The 15779-nt window shown below is 63.7% G+C and carries 12 protein-coding genes, 1 other RNA gene and 6 pseudogenes; 6 read left to right on the top strand and 13 right to left on the bottom strand.

Translation table 11 applies throughout. The features are described 5' to 3' along the window. Both ACVOLZ_RS20950 and ACVOLZ_RS20945 read right to left on the bottom strand, forming a co-directional pair. Nucleotides 1-636, bottom strand: a pseudogene (locus tag ACVOLZ_RS20950) (IS91-like element ISCR21 family transposase); the annotation flags it as partial. Between the two features lie 248 nt (nucleotides 637-884). Next, a complete protein-coding gene (locus ACVOLZ_RS20945) occupies nucleotides 885-1889 on the bottom strand; it encodes a GntP family permease (protein ID WP_176735132.1) in 1005 nt (334 codons plus the stop codon). A gap of 38 nt (nucleotides 1890-1927) precedes the next feature. Here ACVOLZ_RS20945 and ACVOLZ_RS20940 point away from each other — a divergent pair, with 38 nt between their 5' ends. The 3 genes and pseudogenes from ACVOLZ_RS20940 to ACVOLZ_RS20930 form a co-directional block, all read left to right on the top strand. Further along, the gene (locus tag ACVOLZ_RS20940) at nucleotides 1928-2287 is read left to right on the top strand and encodes a S1C family serine protease (protein ID WP_425505398.1); all 360 of its coding nucleotides are present in this window, start codon (nucleotides 1928-1930) and stop codon (nucleotides 2285-2287) included. A 553-nt stretch (nucleotides 2288-2840) separates the two neighbouring features. Beyond that, entirely contained in the window at nucleotides 2841-3032 is a 192-nt protein-coding gene (locus tag ACVOLZ_RS20935; RefSeq protein ID WP_216666946.1) for a hypothetical protein, read from the top strand. Between the two features lie 10 nt (nucleotides 3033-3042). Next, nucleotides 3043-3786, top strand: a pseudogene (locus tag ACVOLZ_RS20930) (YoaK family protein); the annotation flags it as partial. 105 nt (nucleotides 3787-3891) lie between these two features. Here the strand turns inward: ACVOLZ_RS20930 and ACVOLZ_RS20925 are convergent. The 3 genes and pseudogenes from ACVOLZ_RS20925 to ACVOLZ_RS20915 form a co-directional block, all read right to left on the bottom strand. Next, nucleotides 3892-6960: an efflux RND transporter permease subunit gene (locus tag ACVOLZ_RS20925; protein WP_053506937.1), complete on the bottom strand. Its 3069-nt coding sequence runs from the start codon at nucleotides 6958-6960 to the stop codon at nucleotides 3892-3894. Further along, nucleotides 6961-8055: an efflux RND transporter periplasmic adaptor subunit gene (locus ACVOLZ_RS20920; RefSeq protein WP_053506936.1), complete on the bottom strand. Its 1095-nt coding sequence runs from the start codon at nucleotides 8053-8055 to the stop codon at nucleotides 6961-6963. A 298-nt stretch (nucleotides 8056-8353) separates the two neighbouring features. Further along, nucleotides 8354-9178 (bottom strand): annotated as a pseudogene (locus tag ACVOLZ_RS20915) (IS91-like element ISCR29 family transposase); the annotation flags it as partial. A gap of 54 nt (nucleotides 9179-9232) precedes the next feature. Here ACVOLZ_RS20915 and rnpB point away from each other — a divergent pair. Next, an RNA gene (gene rnpB / locus ACVOLZ_RS20910) (RNase P RNA component class A) lies at nucleotides 9233-9583 on the top strand. 89 nt (nucleotides 9584-9672) lie between these two features. Here rnpB and ACVOLZ_RS20905 read toward each other — a convergent pair. The 5 genes and pseudogenes from ACVOLZ_RS20905 to ACVOLZ_RS20885 all read right to left on the bottom strand — a co-directional run. Continuing rightward, the gene (locus tag ACVOLZ_RS20905) at nucleotides 9673-10152 is read right to left on the bottom strand and encodes a DM13 domain-containing protein (RefSeq protein WP_047290306.1); all 480 of its coding nucleotides are present in this window, start codon (nucleotides 10150-10152) and stop codon (nucleotides 9673-9675) included. Nucleotides 10153-10480: 328 nt separating this feature from the next. Next, nucleotides 10481-11134, bottom strand: a pseudogene (locus tag ACVOLZ_RS20900) (IS91-like element ISCR24 family transposase); the annotation flags it as partial. A gap of 195 nt (nucleotides 11135-11329) precedes the next feature. Continuing rightward, complete coding sequence (locus ACVOLZ_RS20895) at nucleotides 11330-12157, bottom strand: mechanosensitive ion channel family protein (protein WP_229766995.1); 828 nt, start codon at nucleotides 12155-12157, stop codon at nucleotides 11330-11332. Between the two features lie 97 nt (nucleotides 12158-12254). Beyond that, the gene (locus ACVOLZ_RS20890) at nucleotides 12255-12548 is read right to left on the bottom strand and encodes an OmpA family protein (protein ID WP_481517803.1); all 294 of its coding nucleotides are present in this window, start codon (nucleotides 12546-12548) and stop codon (nucleotides 12255-12257) included. Between the two features lie 227 nt (nucleotides 12549-12775). Beyond that, nucleotides 12776-13174: pseudogene (locus tag ACVOLZ_RS20885) on the bottom strand (IS91 family transposase); the annotation flags it as partial. Nucleotides 13175-13233: 59 nt separating this feature from the next. Between ACVOLZ_RS20885 and ACVOLZ_RS20880 the strand changes: the two are divergent. Then, entirely contained in the window at nucleotides 13234-13656 is a 423-nt protein-coding gene (locus tag ACVOLZ_RS20880) for a hypothetical protein (RefSeq protein WP_053506971.1), read from the top strand. Nucleotides 13657-13711: 55 nt separating this feature from the next. Here ACVOLZ_RS20880 and ACVOLZ_RS20875 read toward each other — a convergent pair whose 3' ends face one another. Then, on the bottom strand, nucleotides 13712-14113 hold the full coding sequence (locus ACVOLZ_RS20875) for a hypothetical protein (protein ID WP_154583201.1): 402 nt from the start codon (nucleotides 14111-14113) through the stop codon (nucleotides 13712-13714). A gap of 50 nt (nucleotides 14114-14163) precedes the next feature. On the opposite strand from ACVOLZ_RS20875, the gene ACVOLZ_RS20870 reads away from it, so the two are divergent. After that, nucleotides 14164-14778, top strand: coding sequence for a glutathione S-transferase family protein (locus ACVOLZ_RS20870; RefSeq protein WP_053506972.1), 615 nt, complete (start codon nucleotides 14164-14166; stop codon nucleotides 14776-14778). A 102-nt stretch (nucleotides 14779-14880) separates the two neighbouring features. On the opposite strand, the gene ACVOLZ_RS20865 is transcribed toward ACVOLZ_RS20870, so the two are convergent. Together ACVOLZ_RS20865 and ACVOLZ_RS20860 are read right to left on the bottom strand one after the other, a co-directional pair. Continuing rightward, nucleotides 14881-15372, bottom strand: a complete 492-nt coding sequence (locus tag ACVOLZ_RS20865) for a potassium channel family protein (protein ID WP_225763968.1) — start codon at nucleotides 15370-15372, stop codon at nucleotides 14881-14883. A gap of 19 nt (nucleotides 15373-15391) precedes the next feature. Beyond that, nucleotides 15392-15629 (bottom strand): annotated as a pseudogene (locus ACVOLZ_RS20860) (citrate/2-methylcitrate synthase); the annotation flags it as partial. Between the last annotated feature and the right edge of the window lie 150 nt (nucleotides 15630-15779).

Raw genomic sequence — 15779 nt, 5'->3', positions numbered from 1 at the left:
ACGCTCGGTGGTGTCCTCGTACACGCCGTCGAGCCACAGCATGTGGAAGTGGATGTTGAGATTCAGCGCGCTGCCGAAGCGCTGGATCAGGGTCACCACGCCGCATTGCGCCGTATCCCGCGGCACGCCGGCCTGATCGGCAAGCCAACCGGCGATCACACGATGCACGATGCCCAGCACCGGGCCGATCGCCTCAGGCTTGCTGGCGAACAGGAAGCGCAACGGGTACGGAAAACTCAGCACCCATTGCCGCACCGGCCGCGGGCCAAACACCTCCTCCACCAGGTGCCGCGCGCTCTCGGCCATGCGCCGCGCCCCGCAGCTGGGGCAGAAGCCGCGCTTCTTGCAGGAATACGCCACCAGCCTCTCGGCCCGGCACTGCTCGCAGACCACGCGCAGGAAGCCGTGCTCGAGCACGCCGCAGCGCAGGTAGGTCTCGAACTCCTCGCGCACATACTCGGGCAGCGGGCGGTCTTCGGCCTCAAGACGCGCGATGAAGTCCGGGTAGTGCGCCTGCACTAGCGCGTACAGCAGCGTGCGCTCGGGCAGGTGGCGCGCGTAACGCGCAGCGGCGTGGGCGGCCGGCAGTGGCGCGCACACCTCGGCCTGCCGCCGGGGTGCGGTCAGGCGCGGCACGCAGCGCTCCGTTGCAGGGACGGCTGCTCAGGGTTGCGCCCGCGAGCACGCGTTCATATCGGCGTTTTCTGATCTTCGCGTCAGACATTGCCGCGGGGCGGGTAGGAAATCTCCCGCCTCGGACGCCAGAACGCACAAAGCCCGGCACGAGGCCGGGCTTTGTGGTCTTGCTTGATGGATCGCGGGGATCCAGCCGCGCCGCGCCTGAGCATCGTGCCGGGCGGCGCCGTCACGCCGCGCACGTGCGCTCAGAACGACCCGAACATCGTCCCCAGCACGATCACCACCACCAGCGCCACGATCGAGCCGAGCACCGCGGTCACCGCGATGTCGCCGTAGCTGTCGCGGTGGGTGCAGCCGCACACCGCCAGCAGAGTCACCACCGCGCCGTTGTGCGGCAGGCTGTCCAGGGTGCCGGCGCCGATCACCGCCACCCGATGCATCAGCTCCGGCGACAGTCCGGTCTCGTAGGCGATGGCCATGAAAGTCGGACCCAGCGCATCCAGGGCGATGGTCAGGCCGCCGGACGCCGAGCCGGTGAGGCCGGCGAGGATGTTGGTCGCCACCGCCAGCGACACCAGCGGACCGCCGCCGATGCCCAGTACCCAGTCGCGCACGATCTCGAAGGCCGGCATCGCCGCGACCACCGCGCCGAAACCGACCAGGCTGCCCACCGCCAGGATCGGCAGCACCGAGGCGTTGGCGCCGGAGTCCATGCTCGAACGCAGCGAGGGGAAGCGGCGCAGGTTCAGCGCGATGGTGGTGGCGATCGCCGCGGCCAGCGCCACCGACACCGACCACATGCCCGCCACCTCGGACAGCGAGGTTTCGCCGAAGCGCGCGTACTGCAGGTAGGACACGTCCATCCGCGGCAGGATCAGCAGCGACATCAGCAGGTTCACCCCGATCACCACCGCCAGCGGCGCGAACGCAACCAGCGCCGACGGCAGGCCGCTGCCCTGGACGCCATGCGCCGCCTCGGCCGGATCGAAGGGCTGCGCCACCGCCGCGCGTTCGCGCACGATCTCGTCCTCGGCCACCATGCCGGCGTCGGGCGTGGCCAACTCGCCGAAGCCTTCGCCCGCCAGCCGCGCGCGACGTTCGGCGCGGGCCAGCCACCACAGGCCGAACGCCAGCATGATCGCCGAGGCGATCAGGCCCAGCCCGGGCGCGGCGAACGGCGTGGTGCCGAAGAACGGCATCGGGATCGCGTTCTGGATCGAGGGCGGCGATCTACAGCCCTTCCGGCGCATCGGCAGGGATCGGCTTCGCCGTGCCGGTGGACACCGTCATGCGCGTAGTCCCGCAACTCATCAAGACCGGTAAGTACATCCGTCCGGCGCTGGGCATTGAGGTGGACGAACAGCTCAATCAGCACCTGCTTGCACTGACCGGAAGCAAGGGCGTGTTCGTGTTGCGTGTTACCCCTGGTTCGGCAGCGCACAAGGCCGGCCTCGCGGGTGTCGAAGTCACGCCGCAAGGCATCGTGCCGGGCGACCGCATCATCGATGTTGATGGCCAGGCGACGGACGATGTGGCCAAGCTGCTCGCGCGGCTAGACGACAGGAAGGTCGGCGATGTGGTGGTCTTGTCAGTGGAGCGGGCCGGCAAGACTCGCGAGATGCTTGTGGAACTACAACCGGGAGTTTGATGGAAAGTGGGTCATGGATCTGCACAGCGAAGCAGCCAAGCGACTTCAGCCTTGCGCCGAACTACGAGCCCTAGCTAGTGCAGTGGGGGGAAGGCTGTTTAGGTTAAATGGATATAAGGGTGTCATTTTTGATTGTGTTTTTAAAAGAAGGTGTTGATTTTTTTGGGTAAGCATTTAGGGCGTCCAAGGGTTGGAGCAGTTGGCACGGATGAGAGAGCTCAATGCTCGCTAGGGATTGGATCTATGTGTTTTTTCTGACTGACTGCTTACGTGTTGGAACGGGCAACATCGGAAAAGGATGAATCTTTATTTTCACCATTTACCGTATTTTTCGAGCCTGGGCGAAAATTAGGATGATACTTTAGCGCCCTTAATCATTCTCCCATGAAAGGCAAAACGATCCAGTCTCGGGTGTAAGTGCTCACAACATACTGATATAAAAGGGATTTTTTATGAATAGGAGAGCGCGCGACGTTTCTCTCTGTTTTTAGGGTTAGGATGAAACTTTATTTGCATCCCACATGAAGATATCCGCGCCCGGCATGCCGCCGGGGTGCAGTTCGACACCCATCTGATCCCCAACCCGGGCAATACCCGGGAGTGGATCGTGCTGTTGAAGAAGGGCGTGGGCACCAGCTACTTCCTGATCGACGAGCAGGACGAGGTGGAGTCCTTCGCCGACCTCAACGCCCTGATCGACGAGCTGCGCCAGCTGGGTATCAAGAACGCGGAAATCCACTGCTAGGGCGAGCGCCATGCCGATCCGCTATGCCAGGCGCCTGACCGGGCGCAAACGCACGGTCCTGGCCAACCGGCACCTGGGTTACGCCCTGGCCTTTGTCGCCGGGGCGATCAATGCCGGCGGGTTTCTCGCCGTGCAGCAGTACACCTCGCATATGACCGGGATCGTCTCGGCCATGGCCGACCATATCGCCCTGGGCGCCTATGATCTGGTGCTCGGCGGCCTGGGCGGGGTGCTGTCCTTTATCCTCGGCGCCATCGCCTCGACCCTGCTGGTCAACTATTCGCGGCGTCGTCGCCTGCACAGCGAGAACGCCCTGCCGCTGCTCTGCGAGGCCGCATTGCTGCTGTGCTTCGGTTTGCTCGGCGCCACCCTGGCGAGCATCGAAGGCCTGTTCGTGCCGCTGACGGTGATGCTGCTGTGTTTCATCATGGGCCTGCAGAACGCCCTGATCACCAAGCTGTCGCGGGCGGAGATTCGCACCACCCATATCACCGGCATCGTCACCGATATCGGCATCGAGCTGGGCAAGCTGCTGTACTGGAACCGCCACGGCGAACAGTTCGGCCGGGTCCAGGTCGACCGCCAGCGTCTGCAGGTGCTGAGCCTGCTGGCCCTGTATTTCTTTATGGGCGGGATTGCCGGGGCCTTTGGCTTTAACCGCCTGGGCTATGTGTCCACGCTACCGCTGGCCTTGCTGCTGATCAGCCTGGCCCTGGTGCCGATGCTGGATGACCTGCGCTCGGGCTGGCGGCGTTTTAGGCGCGCCCGTCAGATGTAGCAGGGAATAACAGCGGGTGGACAAGCTGTGCGTTGCCCACCCTACGCCACGTCACGCCAGCATAGGGTGGACAACCGCCCCTCAGACTTCTGCCTTGGTCTGCGCCTTGATCCCGTAGAACACGCAATAGAGCACCGGCAGCACCACCAGGGTGAGCAGGGTGGCGAAGCCCAGGCCGAACATGATCACCACCGCCATGCTCTGGAAGAAGGCGTCGGTCAACAGCGGGCTCATGCCCAGGATGGTGGTCAGGGCGGCCATGGATACCGGGCGTACGCGGCTGATGGAGGCCTCTTCCACGGCCTGCAGGGCGTCCTTGCCGCTGGCCAGCTGCAGCTGGATTTCATCCACCAGGACGATGCCGTTCTTCACCAGCATGCCGCTCAGGCTGAGCAGGCCGAGCAGGGCCATAAAGCCGAAGGGAATGCCGGTCAGCAGAAAGCCCAGGGTCACGCCGATCATCGCCAGGGGCACGGTGAGCCAGATCACGGTGGCGCGCTTGAACGAGTCGAACAGCAGGATGGTGATCATAAACATCACCAGATAACCCAGGGGCAGGCTGCCGAATACCGCGCCCTTGGCATTGCGCGAGCTTTCGTATTCACCGCCCCACTCCAGGCTGTAGCCCTCGGGCAGGGGGATGGCCTCGACCTCGGGCTTGATGCGCTGGAACAGCTGGGCCGCGGTTTCCCCGCTGAGCAGGGCCGGATCGGCCTGCACGGTGAGGGTGCGCTTGCGGTCCAGGCGCATGATCAACGGGTCTTCCCATTCGGTGGCAAAGCCCTGCAGCACCTGCTCGATGGGCAGATAGCTGCCCCGGGCGTTGCTCCAGATCTGCAGATCACTGAGGCTGTCGGCATTCAGCCGCTCGTTGTCCGGGGTGCGCGCGACAATCGGCAGCAGGCGGGTGCCGTCGCGGTACAGGCCCACGTTCATGCCGGAGAAGCTCATGCGCAACAGGTCATCCAGTGCACTCTTGTCCACCCCCAGTTCACGGGCGCGGGCCTCGGCAAATTGTGGACGAACCAGCTTGGTGCGCTCGTGCCAGTCGTGCATCACCGCCGTGGCCACCGGGTCCTGGCGGATACGGCGGATGGCCTCGCCACCCAGGCGGCGTAGCACTTCGGGGTCGGGGCCGCTGAAGCGCGCCTCGATCTTGCTGTCGTTGCCAGGGCCAAGCATCAGCTGCTTGAACTTGGGTTTGACCTGCGGGTACTGCTCGGCAACATGCAGTTCCAGCTGGTTGATCAGCGGCTCGATGCGCTCCAGGTTGTCGGTGCGCACCAGCAGCTGGGCATAGTTGGGGTACTGCTTCTGCGGCGAGTAGGTGAGGATAAAGCGCAGGGCGCCCTGGCCGATGCTGCTGCTGACCGTGGTCACCCCTTCCTGCTGCAGTACATGCTGATCCAGCTCGGCCACCAGTTGCTCGGTGTAGCGGATATCGGTGCCCTGGGGCAGCCACAGGTCGATAAAGAACATCGGCGTGTTGGATGGCGGGAAGAAGCTCTGACGCACCTTGCCGAAACCGCCGATGGCCACCACCAGCAGCACCGCCAGCAGCCCGAGGGTCAGGCCACGGCGCTTGAGGGCAAAGTCCAGCAGGGCACGGTAGGCGGTGAAGATCACCCCGCCGTAGGGATCGCCCTGATCCTGGCTGGTCAGGGTCTGGTTATCGCGGAAGAACAGGCTGGCGAAGAAGGGCGTCAGGGTGATGGCGGTGACCCAGCTGAGCAGCAGGGAGATCAGCAGCACCTGGAACAGCGACAGGCAGAACTCGCCGGTGGAGTCGTCGGACAGGCCGATGGGGGCAAAGGCGATGATGGCGATCAGGGTGGCGCCGAGCAGCGGCAGGTTGGTCTGCTTGACGATGGCCCGCGCCGATTCCAGAGTGCTCTGGCCACGCTGGCGGCCGACCAGGATGCCTTCGACAATTACAATGGCGTTGTCCACCAGCATGCCCAGGGCGATCACCAGGGCGCCAAGGGAGATGCGCTGCAGTTCGATGCCCAGCAGGCGCATAAAGATAAAGCTGCCGAGCACCGTCAGGGCCAGGATCAGGCCGATCAGCAGGCCGCTGCGCAGGCCCATGAAGACCAGCAGCACGACGATGACAATGACCACCGAGGCGATGAAGTTGATCACGAAGTCACGCACCGAGCTTTCCACTTCGGCGGCCTGATCGTAGAACACCTGCAGCTGCATACCGGCGGGGCGCTGGTTGTCCAGCTCGGCCAGACGTGCATTGATCGCCGCGCCCACGTCCACCACGTTGACCTTGGGTGCGAAGGACACGCCCAGGGTCAGGGCCGGCTGGCCGTTCATGCGGTAGAGGTTGCCCGGGGTTTCGCTGAAGCCACGGCTGACCTGGGCGATATCGCCCAAGGTGATCTGCTGCGGGCTACCCGGATCACTGATGACCAGGCGTTCAAGTTCGCGTACGTCCTGCAGTTCTCCCGTGGGGTGCAGGCGGATCGATTCGCTGCCGGCGAGGATACGCCCGGCGTTGGACACCACGTTCTGCTGGCTGAGCACCTGAGCCAGACGCTGCGGGGCGATGCCCAGGCTGCTCATCTTGCTGCGCGAGATTTCCACCTGCACCTGTTCCTGGCGCACGCCGGCCAGGCTGACCTTGCCCACCCCCGGCAGCAGCACCAGCTCACGGCGCAGGTAGTCGGCGAAATCGCGCAGTTCCTGGGCGCTGTAGCCCTCGCCGGTGAGCAGCAGGAAGAAGCCGAATACATCGCTGAAATCATCCCGCACCTGCGGCGGGTTGACCCCCGGTGGCAGGTTGGGCTGCAAGTCGTTGATCTTGCGCCGCAGTTCATCCCAGATTTGCGGGATCTGCTCGGCCTTGTATTGGCTGTGCAGTTCCAGGCTGATCTGCGACAGCCCGGCACTGGAGATGGAGGTGACCTTCTTGATCGAGGGCAGCTGCTGGATGGCGTTCTCCAGCGGGTAGCTGACCTCTTCTTCCACCTGCTGCGGCGAGGCGCCGGGGTAGCTGGTGATGACCATGGCGTTCTTCAGGGTGAAGGACGGGTCTTCCAGGCGGCCGATTCCGAGAAAGGCCAGCAGCCCGCCGATGCCCAGCACCAGAGTGACCAGCCAGCTGGTGACGCGACGCTGGATAAAGTAGCCGGCGATATCCATTTACAGCCCCCGCTCGCGTACCCAGGGCCTTACCGCCTGGCCTTCCTCCAGCTCGGCGCCACCCACGGCAACGATCTGCTCGCCGGGTTCGATGCCGCTGAGTACTTCGATGCTGTTGCGGCTCAGCTGGCCCACCTCGACCTGGCGGGCCGTCAGGCGTAGCACGCCGTCCTGCTCGCGAGCCACCCACACCTGCTTGACCTCGGGGCCGCTGTCGTCCGGACTGAACACCGCCTCCACCGGCACCAGCAGGCGGCTACCCAGGTCACGGCTGACCTGGGCCAAGTCAACCTTGACCGTGGCACTCATCCCCGGTAGCAGGTTGAGACCCTCGGGACGCGGCATGGACAGGGTCACCTGATAGGTCAGGGTCTTGGGATCAGGCTGGGTGCTGTGCTCCTTATAGACCGCCTCGAACTCGCGGCCGGGCAGGCTGTCGAGAATCACGCTGGGGTGATAGTCGCGGTTCTCTTCACGGCTGCGCAGGTTGGTCAGCAGGTTTTCCGGCATCTGAAACAGCACATCCAGCTGATTGCCGCTCTGCAGGGTGACGATGGGCTGCTTGGCCTGTACCACCTGGAAGTTGTCCACATGGGTATTGGCCACCACCGCGTCGAAGGGCGCCAGAATCCGCGTGTACTCCAGCTCCTGGCGGGCCAGGCTGAGGGCCGCGCTGGCCGAGTCCAGGTTGGCCTTGCGCTGGTCATGCTCGGCGCGGGAGATCATCTGCCGCTCCAGCAGCTTGGCGATGCGCTGGAACTGCACGTTGGCCAGGTCATAGCTGGCCTGGCGATCACGCAGGCGCAGGCGCTGGTCGGCGTCATCCAGGCTGGCAATCAGCTGACCGCGTTTCACCGGCTGTCCCTGCAGCACGTTGAGGGTCTTCAGCTGGCCGCCGATACGGAACGACAGCTCGGCCTCCTCGGTGGCCTTCAGGCGCGCGGGGAATTCGCGCAGGCGCGCCCCGGCCGGATCTTCCACGGTAAACAGCTTGACCAGGCGCGGCGCCTGTTCCTGGGGGGCGGGAGCCTGGTCGCAGGCACTCAGCAGCAGGCCGGCGGGCAGGCACAGAAAAAGCAGGGGACGAAGGTTCAAGGTGGCTATCCCTAATCTGGCGAGATCAATAAAAAGGCAGCCGGGTATAGGAAGTTCAACCGCCCTTTTTGGCGAGTCTGGCGGGTAGGAAGCGGCCGCGCAAGCGCCGCTTTGGGCACAGATCGGGCACAGATCGGGGGTTCATGCGTGGGTTTTCGACATCGCGGGGCCACGCAGCGGCTCAGTGCGTAGCCATTTCTCACCGAATCCCGGCACAGGGCCGAGCGCAGCCCTGCGGGGTCGTGGCCGCATCGGATCGGACTCTGGCTTGGCTGCCGGCTGTGTGGCCGGCACCTCGTCACGCGGCCGGCGGCGGCGCGCGCGCTGCGGGCCGGTAGTGCGCTTGCTCCAGCGCGCCGTGCTTCTCGAAGTGGGCGAGGATGGCGCGGATGGCGGTGGGTTCCTCGATGCTGGCGACGATCCGTACCGCGCCGCCGCAGTGGGCGCAGGTGGTGATGTCGATGGAAAAGACCCGCTTGAGCCGTTGCGCCCAGCTCATCGCACGGCGCTTCTGCTCGGGGCTGCGCGGCTCGTCGTGGGCGCTGACGTCCACTGGCGCCGCATCGCCCGCAGGCCGCTTGCCGCGCCCCGAGGGTGTCAACTGCGCGCGCAGATTCGCGTTCGGGGCGAATACGCCGTGGAAGCGGGTGAGATGCGCGCGAGGTGGCGGGACCAGTGCCGCCAGCTTGGCGATGAAGTCCACCGCATCCCATTCGACATGCGTGGTGCCATTGCGCCACGGCGTCTTGAGCTGATACCGCACCCTACCCTGCGGTGAGATCGACAGCCGCTGCTCGCTGATCGCCGGGCGCGTGATGTAGCGGCACAGCTTTTCGAGCTTGTGGCTTTCGTGTGCTTCCGCGGCCACGCCGGCATGCAGCGAGAAGCCACCGACCTTGCCGGCATCGCCCTCCAGCGAGCCTGCGTCACCGGGCAATGTTTGCAGCGTGACGACCTTGCGGCCAGCGTCGCGACCGGTGGCGATGCGGTAGGTCATCGAACTCATCCGCAGCCCATCCATGCCGTCGTCGCTACCCGCGCTGTCGGACAGGAACACGGATTCGTCTTCGCCTTCGAGCCAGCCGCGGCGCGACAGGTGCCGGCACACGCGATGCGCGATGGTGTGCCGCGACCGGCACGGCAGGAAGGGCGTGCGTACGCTAGAATACGCGCTGGCGGAGTCGGCCAGACAGTCGCGTCATCCCTTCGGGGTGCCGAGGAAAGTCCGGGCTCCATAGGGCAAGGTGCCAGGTAACGCCTGGGCGGCGCAAGCCGACGGAAAGTGCAACAGAAAGATACCGCCTACGTCTTCTTCGGAAGGCCGGTAAGGGTGAAATGGTGCGGTAAGAGCGCACCGCGAGTCTGGCAACAGACCGGCACGGCAAACCCCACCTGGAGCAAGACCAAATAGGGATCCTTTGGCGCGGCCCGCGTTGGATCCGGGTAGGTTGCTTGAGCGTTGCGGTGACGTAACGCCTAGAGGAATGACTGTCCACGACAGAACCCGGCTTATCGGCCGGCTCCGCCTCTTTCTTACGGTAGGCCGAGCATGGCTCGGCTCTACAGTAGAGCCGAGCCATGCTCGGCTGCTCTTCGCCCAGATGCTTGGGATGTTGTTCAACCCGGCGTGCGGTACTGCCCGGCGGAAATGAACTGCTCGAACCGTTCGCACCACACCACTACGGTGGTGTAATCGTCCACGTTGACGCTTTCAGGCACGTCCACCAGGAAACGGTTGAAGGTCTTCACCTCGCCGATGCGCTGGGCCTGTGCCTTGATCTTCAGGAAATCGGCCTTGTTGTCGACGAAGTCACGGACCAGGTACACCTTGTAATCCGGACCCGGACCCATCTTGCCGTCGAACGCGACCTGGCGCGGGCTGACGCTGACGTTGCCTTCCGCCCAATGCACCGCATCACTGCCCTTGAGGTCGCGGCGAAAGGTGGTGCGGTAGGGGGCGTCTTTCATGGCCGCCTGCACCTGCGCAACCGGCGGGTCATCGGGGGCGATCAGGATCGGCAGGAGATAGACGCCCAGGCCGAAGCCCAGGCCGAGGGTGAGCAGGTGGGTGGCGAGCAGGATGAGGATGCGGCGCATGGGGCCTCCTTGTGGTTGCGATCGATCGCGCGGCGAAGTGCCGGGCCTGACCACCCTGGGAGGTCAGGGCCGGGGTATAGGAAGTTCAACCGCCCTTTTTGGCGAGTCTGGCAGGTAGGAAGCGGCCGCGCAAGCGCCGCTTTGGGCACAGATCGGGCACAGATCGGGGGTTCATGCGTGGGTTTTCGACATCGCGGGGCCGCGCAGCGGCTCAGTGCGTAGCCATTTCTCACCGAATCCCGGCACAGGGCCGAGCGCAGCCCTGCGGGGTCGTGGCCGCATCGGATCGGACTCTGGCTTGGCTGCCGGCTGTGTGGCCGGCACCTCGTCACGCGGCCGGCGGCGGCGCGCGCGCTGCGGGCCGGTAGTGCGCTTGCTCCAGCGCGCCGTGCTTCTCGAAGTGGGCGAGGATGGCGCGGATGGCGGTGGGTTCCTCGATGCTGGCGACGATCCGTACCGCGCCGCCGCAGTGGGCGCAGGTGGTGATGTCGATGGAAAAGACCCGCTTGAGCCGTTGCGCCCAGCTCATCGCACGGCGCTTCTGCTCGGGGCTGCGCGGCTCGTCGTGGGCGCTGACGTCCACTGGCGCCGCATCGCCCGCAGGCCGCTTGCCGCGCCCCGAGGGTGTCAACTGCGCGCGCAGGTTTGCATTCGGGGCGAATACGCCGTGGAAGCGGGTGAGATGCGCGCGAGATGGCGGGACCAGTGCGGCCAGTTTCGCGATGAAGTCGACCGCATCCCATTCGACATGGGTGGTGCCATTGCGCCATGGCGTCTTGAGCTGATACCGCACCCTTCCCTGCGGTGAGATCGATAGCCGCTGCTCGCTGATCGCCGGGCGCGTGATGTAGCGGCACAGCTTTTCGAGCTTGTGGCTTTCGTGTGCTTCGGCCGCCACGCCGGCATGCAGTGAGAAGCCGCCGACCTTGCCGGCTTCGCCCTCCAGCGAACCGTCGTCACCGGGCAGCGTTTGCAGCGTGAGCGAGGGATACCAAGACCAGCAGGGCGAGAAATGACTGGGTTTCGATTGTTTTGTACATAGACGCATCCAAGTGTCGCGAAGCGATCGCGGTAGAGGAGCGCTATCTTAACGTGAGCCCGATTTTTTTTACAGGCGCCGAAAATAAGTCTAAAGAACCTTGCCCGCTGCGCGCACGCAGCGGGCAAGGCTGCGACTTTATTCCTTTGGCAGCTTTTGTACGTGGACATCCATTTGCGGAAATGGAATTTCAATGCCGGTTTCATCAAAACGCTTTTTGATGGCCTCCATCAGGGCAAAGCGCACCGGCCAGAAGTCGGCTGTTCGCACCCATGGGCGCACGACAAAGTTGATGGAGGAGTCGGCGAAAGTCATGATGCCGACGGTGACATCTTTATCTTTCAAGACGCGCTCGTCCTCACGAGTGACGGCCAGTAGTTCACGTTTTACCACTTCAATATCGGAGCCGTAACTAACACCAATTTCCAGGTCGATACGTCTTTCTGCCTGCAGCGAATAATTGACAATGTTGCCATCGAGAATACCGCCATTCGGGACGGTTATGGTTTTGTTGTCCGGGGTGACAAAGGTCGAGGAAAAAATAGAAATTTCTTTCACCACACCCGCTGTTCCCGCTGCTTCTATATAGTCTCCGGCGCGAAATGGACGAAACAGAATCAGCAGTACGCCTGCAGCAAAATTTGCTAATGAGCCTTGTAAAGCGAGGCCGATAGCAAGGCCGGCAGCACCAATGACCGCAATAAATGATGCCGTCTGCACACCCAGTTGTCCGAGCGCTGCTACGGCCACCACAATCAATAAGCCGTAGTAGGAAATTTGGCGGAAGAAGCTGGATACCGCGCCATCGACACCTCGATATTCGAGGCCTTTGCTGATCACTCGGGAAATGGTTTGTGCGAGCCATTTGCCGATAAAAAAGACGGCAAGGGCCAATAGGATTTTCATGCCGTACAAGGCGGTGAGTTCGGGAATTTGGTCAATAATGGCTTGGAAATTCTCTTGCACGGGTTACCTCTCCGTTTGGTGGGGAATTGTCGTCTTCACCAGAAAACCCGGTGAAGACAGCCGATCGCGGAACTGGAGTCTGCGATCGGCAGCGGGATCAACGCTTGATGGTTTCCACGTTGGCGCTGACTTTGGCAGTTACGCGACGGTTGCGTGCGCGGTTTTCGGCGGTGTCATTGCTGACGATGGGGCTGGATTCACCGTAACCGACAGAGCTCACCCGTGAGCGGTCGATACCAAAACGCTCAACCAACACACCTGCCACCGCTGCGGCACGTTTTTCGGACAACTGTTGGTTATAGGCTTCGGAACCACGATCATCCGTATGGCCTTCGAGTACAACTTTAGTCAGTGGATATTCGCGCATAAATTGGGCGTATAGGAAGTTCAAACGCCCTTTTCGGGCAGTCTGCTGGGTAGGCGGTGGTCGCGCAAGCCCCGTTTTGGGCACGGATCGGACGTCTGTGAGTGGGATTTCGGCATCGCGGGGCCACGCAGCGGCGTTGTCAGCAGCCATGCTTCGCTGATTCCCGACAGCGGGCCGAGCGCCGCCCTGCGGATCGTGGCCGCATCGGCTCGGATTCCGGTTTCGCCGTCGGCTGTGCAGCCGGCAGATCGTCACGCGGCTTGCACTGGCGGTGCGCGCGCTGCGGGCCTGTAGTGCGCTTCTTCCCGCGCGCCCTGCTTCACGAAGTGGCCAAGGATGGCGCGGATGGCGGCAGGTTCCTCGATGCTGGCGACGATCCGCACGGTGCCACCGCAGTGGACGCAGGCGGTGACGTCGATGGAAAAGACCCGCTTGAGCCGTTGCGCCCAGCTCATCGCACGGCGCTTCTGCACGGGGCTGCGCGGCTCGTCGTGGGCGCTGACGTCCACTGGCGCCGCATCACCCGCAGGCCGCTTGCCGCGCCCCGATGGCGTCAGCTGCGCACGCAGGTTTGCATTCGGGGCGAATACGCCGTGGAAGCGGGTGAGATGCGCGCGAGGTGGCGGGACCAATGCCGCCAGCTTGGCGATACCAGTGCCGCCAGTACTGGGTCCAGAAGATCGGCTCTCGTTTCGGAGCCCACCCAACCGTGCGTCGCTACAACAGCAGTCGAGTTTTTGAGACCTTCCCCTTTCCGGAGGGGCTGACGCTGGATATTCCAGCTAACAAAGCCAAGTCAAACCCCCATGCCGAGACGATCGCCATAGCTGCCAGGGCGCTGGTCGAAGCCCGCGACAGGTGGCTGAACCCGCCGGAATGGGTCGAATGGGTTACGACCAAGGAAGGGAAAGCGTCCAGCTTCCCGGCACGCCCTGTGGCAAAGCCTGGACATGAGGCGGACCTGGCTGGACGTACCATTGCCGCGCTTTGCAACGAAAAGCCTGCCTGGCTTGTCGCTTTGCAGGAGGATCTGGACCGCGCCGTGGCGAAAGCCTACGGCTGGGATTGGCCAATGGAACGCGCCGAGGTGCTCAAGCGATTGTTGGAACTCAACTTGGCCAGAAGCGAATGAAACGCTTACTTGTGAGAGGGCCGCAGAAGCGGCCCTACGCACGAAATTGCAGCAACTATTCCTTCCTTAGCCACACTTCCCCAGGCTGTTCTTCAAGTCGGATCTCAAAAAACTCCAACTCATCATTGGTCAGGCCAATGTTATTGATCCGGTCATAAGCCATTTCCCACGCTTCGTCTCGTGTCGCTGCTTCAACCGTGAAGTATCCCCGTACGAGGGCCGTACCTATGGCTTGGACGTTCCATGTGGGGAATTTACTTTCGTGTTGCTTCCCCAGCAGTTTCCTTGACGCATTCTTTGCACGACCTTTCTTTACGAGCTTCTCTTCTCCTCGAAGAAGACTGGCCAGTTCACCTTCTTCATCACACCTTCTTCCGGGTGGATCGATTGCCGCCGCGTCGCCGCTGAGCAGCAGCTTGCGGCGCAACGGCGCGTTGCGGCAGGACTCACGCAGCATCGCGCTGCCGGAGGCATGATGACGCCCCCTGTCCCGACTGCGAGATCGTGATGAAGCTGTATTCCAAGCCCGGCGCCTGTTCAACGGCGGACCATATCGTCCTGGAATGGGCCGGCCAACCGTATGCAACCGAGATCGTGGATGCCCAGCGGCTGAAGTCGCCGGAATTCCTGGCGCTGAATCCGGCCGGTTCGGTGCCGGTGCTGGTGGATGGCGATTTCGTGCTGACCCAGAACGCCGCCATCCTGGGTTACATCGCCGATTCGACGCCCGAGTCCGGCCTGGTCGGCGACGGCAGTCCGCGCCAGCGTGCCGAGGCGATGCGCTGGATCGCGTTCGTCAATTCCGATCTGCATCCCGCCTTCAAGCCGCTGTTCGGGCCGGGCATGTTCATGCACGGCAGCGAGCACTACGACACGGTGAAACAGGTCGCGCGCGCACGCGTGCGCAAGCTGTTCGAGTCCGCGGATGCCCGCCTGGGCGTGACCGGCAACTGGCTGGCGGGCTTCCGCAGCGGTGCCGATGCGTACCTGTTCGTCACCCTGCTGTGGGCCGACAGGGTCGGCGTGGACCTGTCCGGTCTGTCGCATCTGGATGCATTCAGGCAGCGCATGCTGGCCGATGCGGCCGTGCAGAAGGTCCTGGAAGCCGAGGGGTTGGCCTGATCGGAAGCCGAGCCTGCATCGAGGCTGCCGGTTGGTGGCACTGCGGGCTTCCATCGCATCCGCATCCAACATGAGTGCGATGTCGATGCGGACAGGAAGCGGTCAGTCGTGCTGGTCCGGCCGCGTCCAGTGCTGGTGCATTTCCAGATAGGTGAACGAGGCCGACCAGGTGATCAGCAGCAACCCGGTCACCGCTTCCATGCCGCTGACCAGGCGGATCGCACCGACCGGCGACAGGTCGCCCAAGCCCAGCGTGGTGTAGATGGTGGCCGAGAAATAGATCGCATCGAACAGGGTGCGGATGCCGTGTTCGCCGTGCACGAATCCCATGTCCGGCTGGTGCTCCAGCCAGTAGTAGGCGATGCCGTAGCACCAGATTTCCAGCACGTGCAGCAGCAGCAGGGCGAAGATCAGGCCGATGAAGCCGCGCCGGTGGCGATGTCGTTCGCGGGCATGGTGGGTGCGCGGGCCGTAGCGGCGCGCCAACCATCGCAGTCCTTCGTAGTGCAGCAGCACCACCACGGCGGTCACCGCGGCGGTGACCAGGGTCACCTTGACGTGCTCGTCCAGCGTGCCGGGCGGAATCAGCGGCATCATCGTTTCGGCATCCGCGTCAGCGGCGCTCCAGCGGCACGTACGCGCGGTCTTCCGGTCCGGTGTAGTTCGCGCTGGGGCGGATGATCTTGCCGTCCTCGCGCTGCTCGATCACGTGCGCGGCACAGCCGGTGGTGCGGGCGATCACGAACAGCGGCGTGAACATCGGCGTGGGCACGCCCATCATGTGGTAGCTGGAGGCGCTGTACCAGTCCAGGTTGGGGGAACATCTTCTTGGTGTCCATCATCAGGTTCTCGATGCGGGTAGGGTATAGGAAGTTCAACCGCCCTTTTTGGCGAGTCTGGCGGGTAGGAAGCGGCCGCGCAAGCGCCGCTTTGGGCACAGATCGGGCACAGATCGGGGGTTCATGCGTGGGTTTTCGACATCGCGGGGCCACGCAGCGGCT

The sequence above is a fragment of the Stenotrophomonas sp. STEN020 genome, from assembly GCF_056760195.1.
The sequence above is the reverse complement of the archived record's forward strand: the minus strand, read 5'-3'. Positions and strand labels throughout refer to the sequence as shown.

Excerpts from the sequence above, each read along its gene's own strand:
- ACVOLZ_RS20870 (WP_053506972.1), top strand. The coding sequence starts at position 14,164 with ATGAAGCTGTATTCCAAGCCCGGCGCCTGTTCAACGGCGGACCATATC.
- ACVOLZ_RS20865 (WP_225763968.1), bottom strand. The coding sequence starts at position 15,372 with ATGCCGCTGATTCCGCCCGGCACGCTGGACGAGCACGTCAAGGTGACC.
- ACVOLZ_RS20925 (WP_053506937.1), bottom strand. The coding sequence starts at position 6,960 with ATGGATATCGCCGGCTACTTTATCCAGCGTCGCGTCACCAGCTGGCTG.
- ACVOLZ_RS20875 (WP_154583201.1), bottom strand. The coding sequence starts at position 14,113 with ATGCTGCGTGAGTCCTGCCGCAACGCGCCGTTGCGCCGCAAGCTGCTG.
- ACVOLZ_RS20905 (WP_047290306.1), bottom strand. The coding sequence starts at position 10,152 with ATGCGCCGCATCCTCATCCTGCTCGCCACCCACCTGCTCACCCTCGGC.
- ACVOLZ_RS20940 (WP_425505398.1), top strand. The coding sequence starts at position 1,928 with ATGCGCGTAGTCCCGCAACTCATCAAGACCGGTAAGTACATCCGTCCG.
- ACVOLZ_RS20945 (WP_176735132.1), bottom strand. The coding sequence starts at position 1,889 with ATGCGCCGGAAGGGCTGTAGATCGCCGCCCTCGATCCAGAACGCGATC.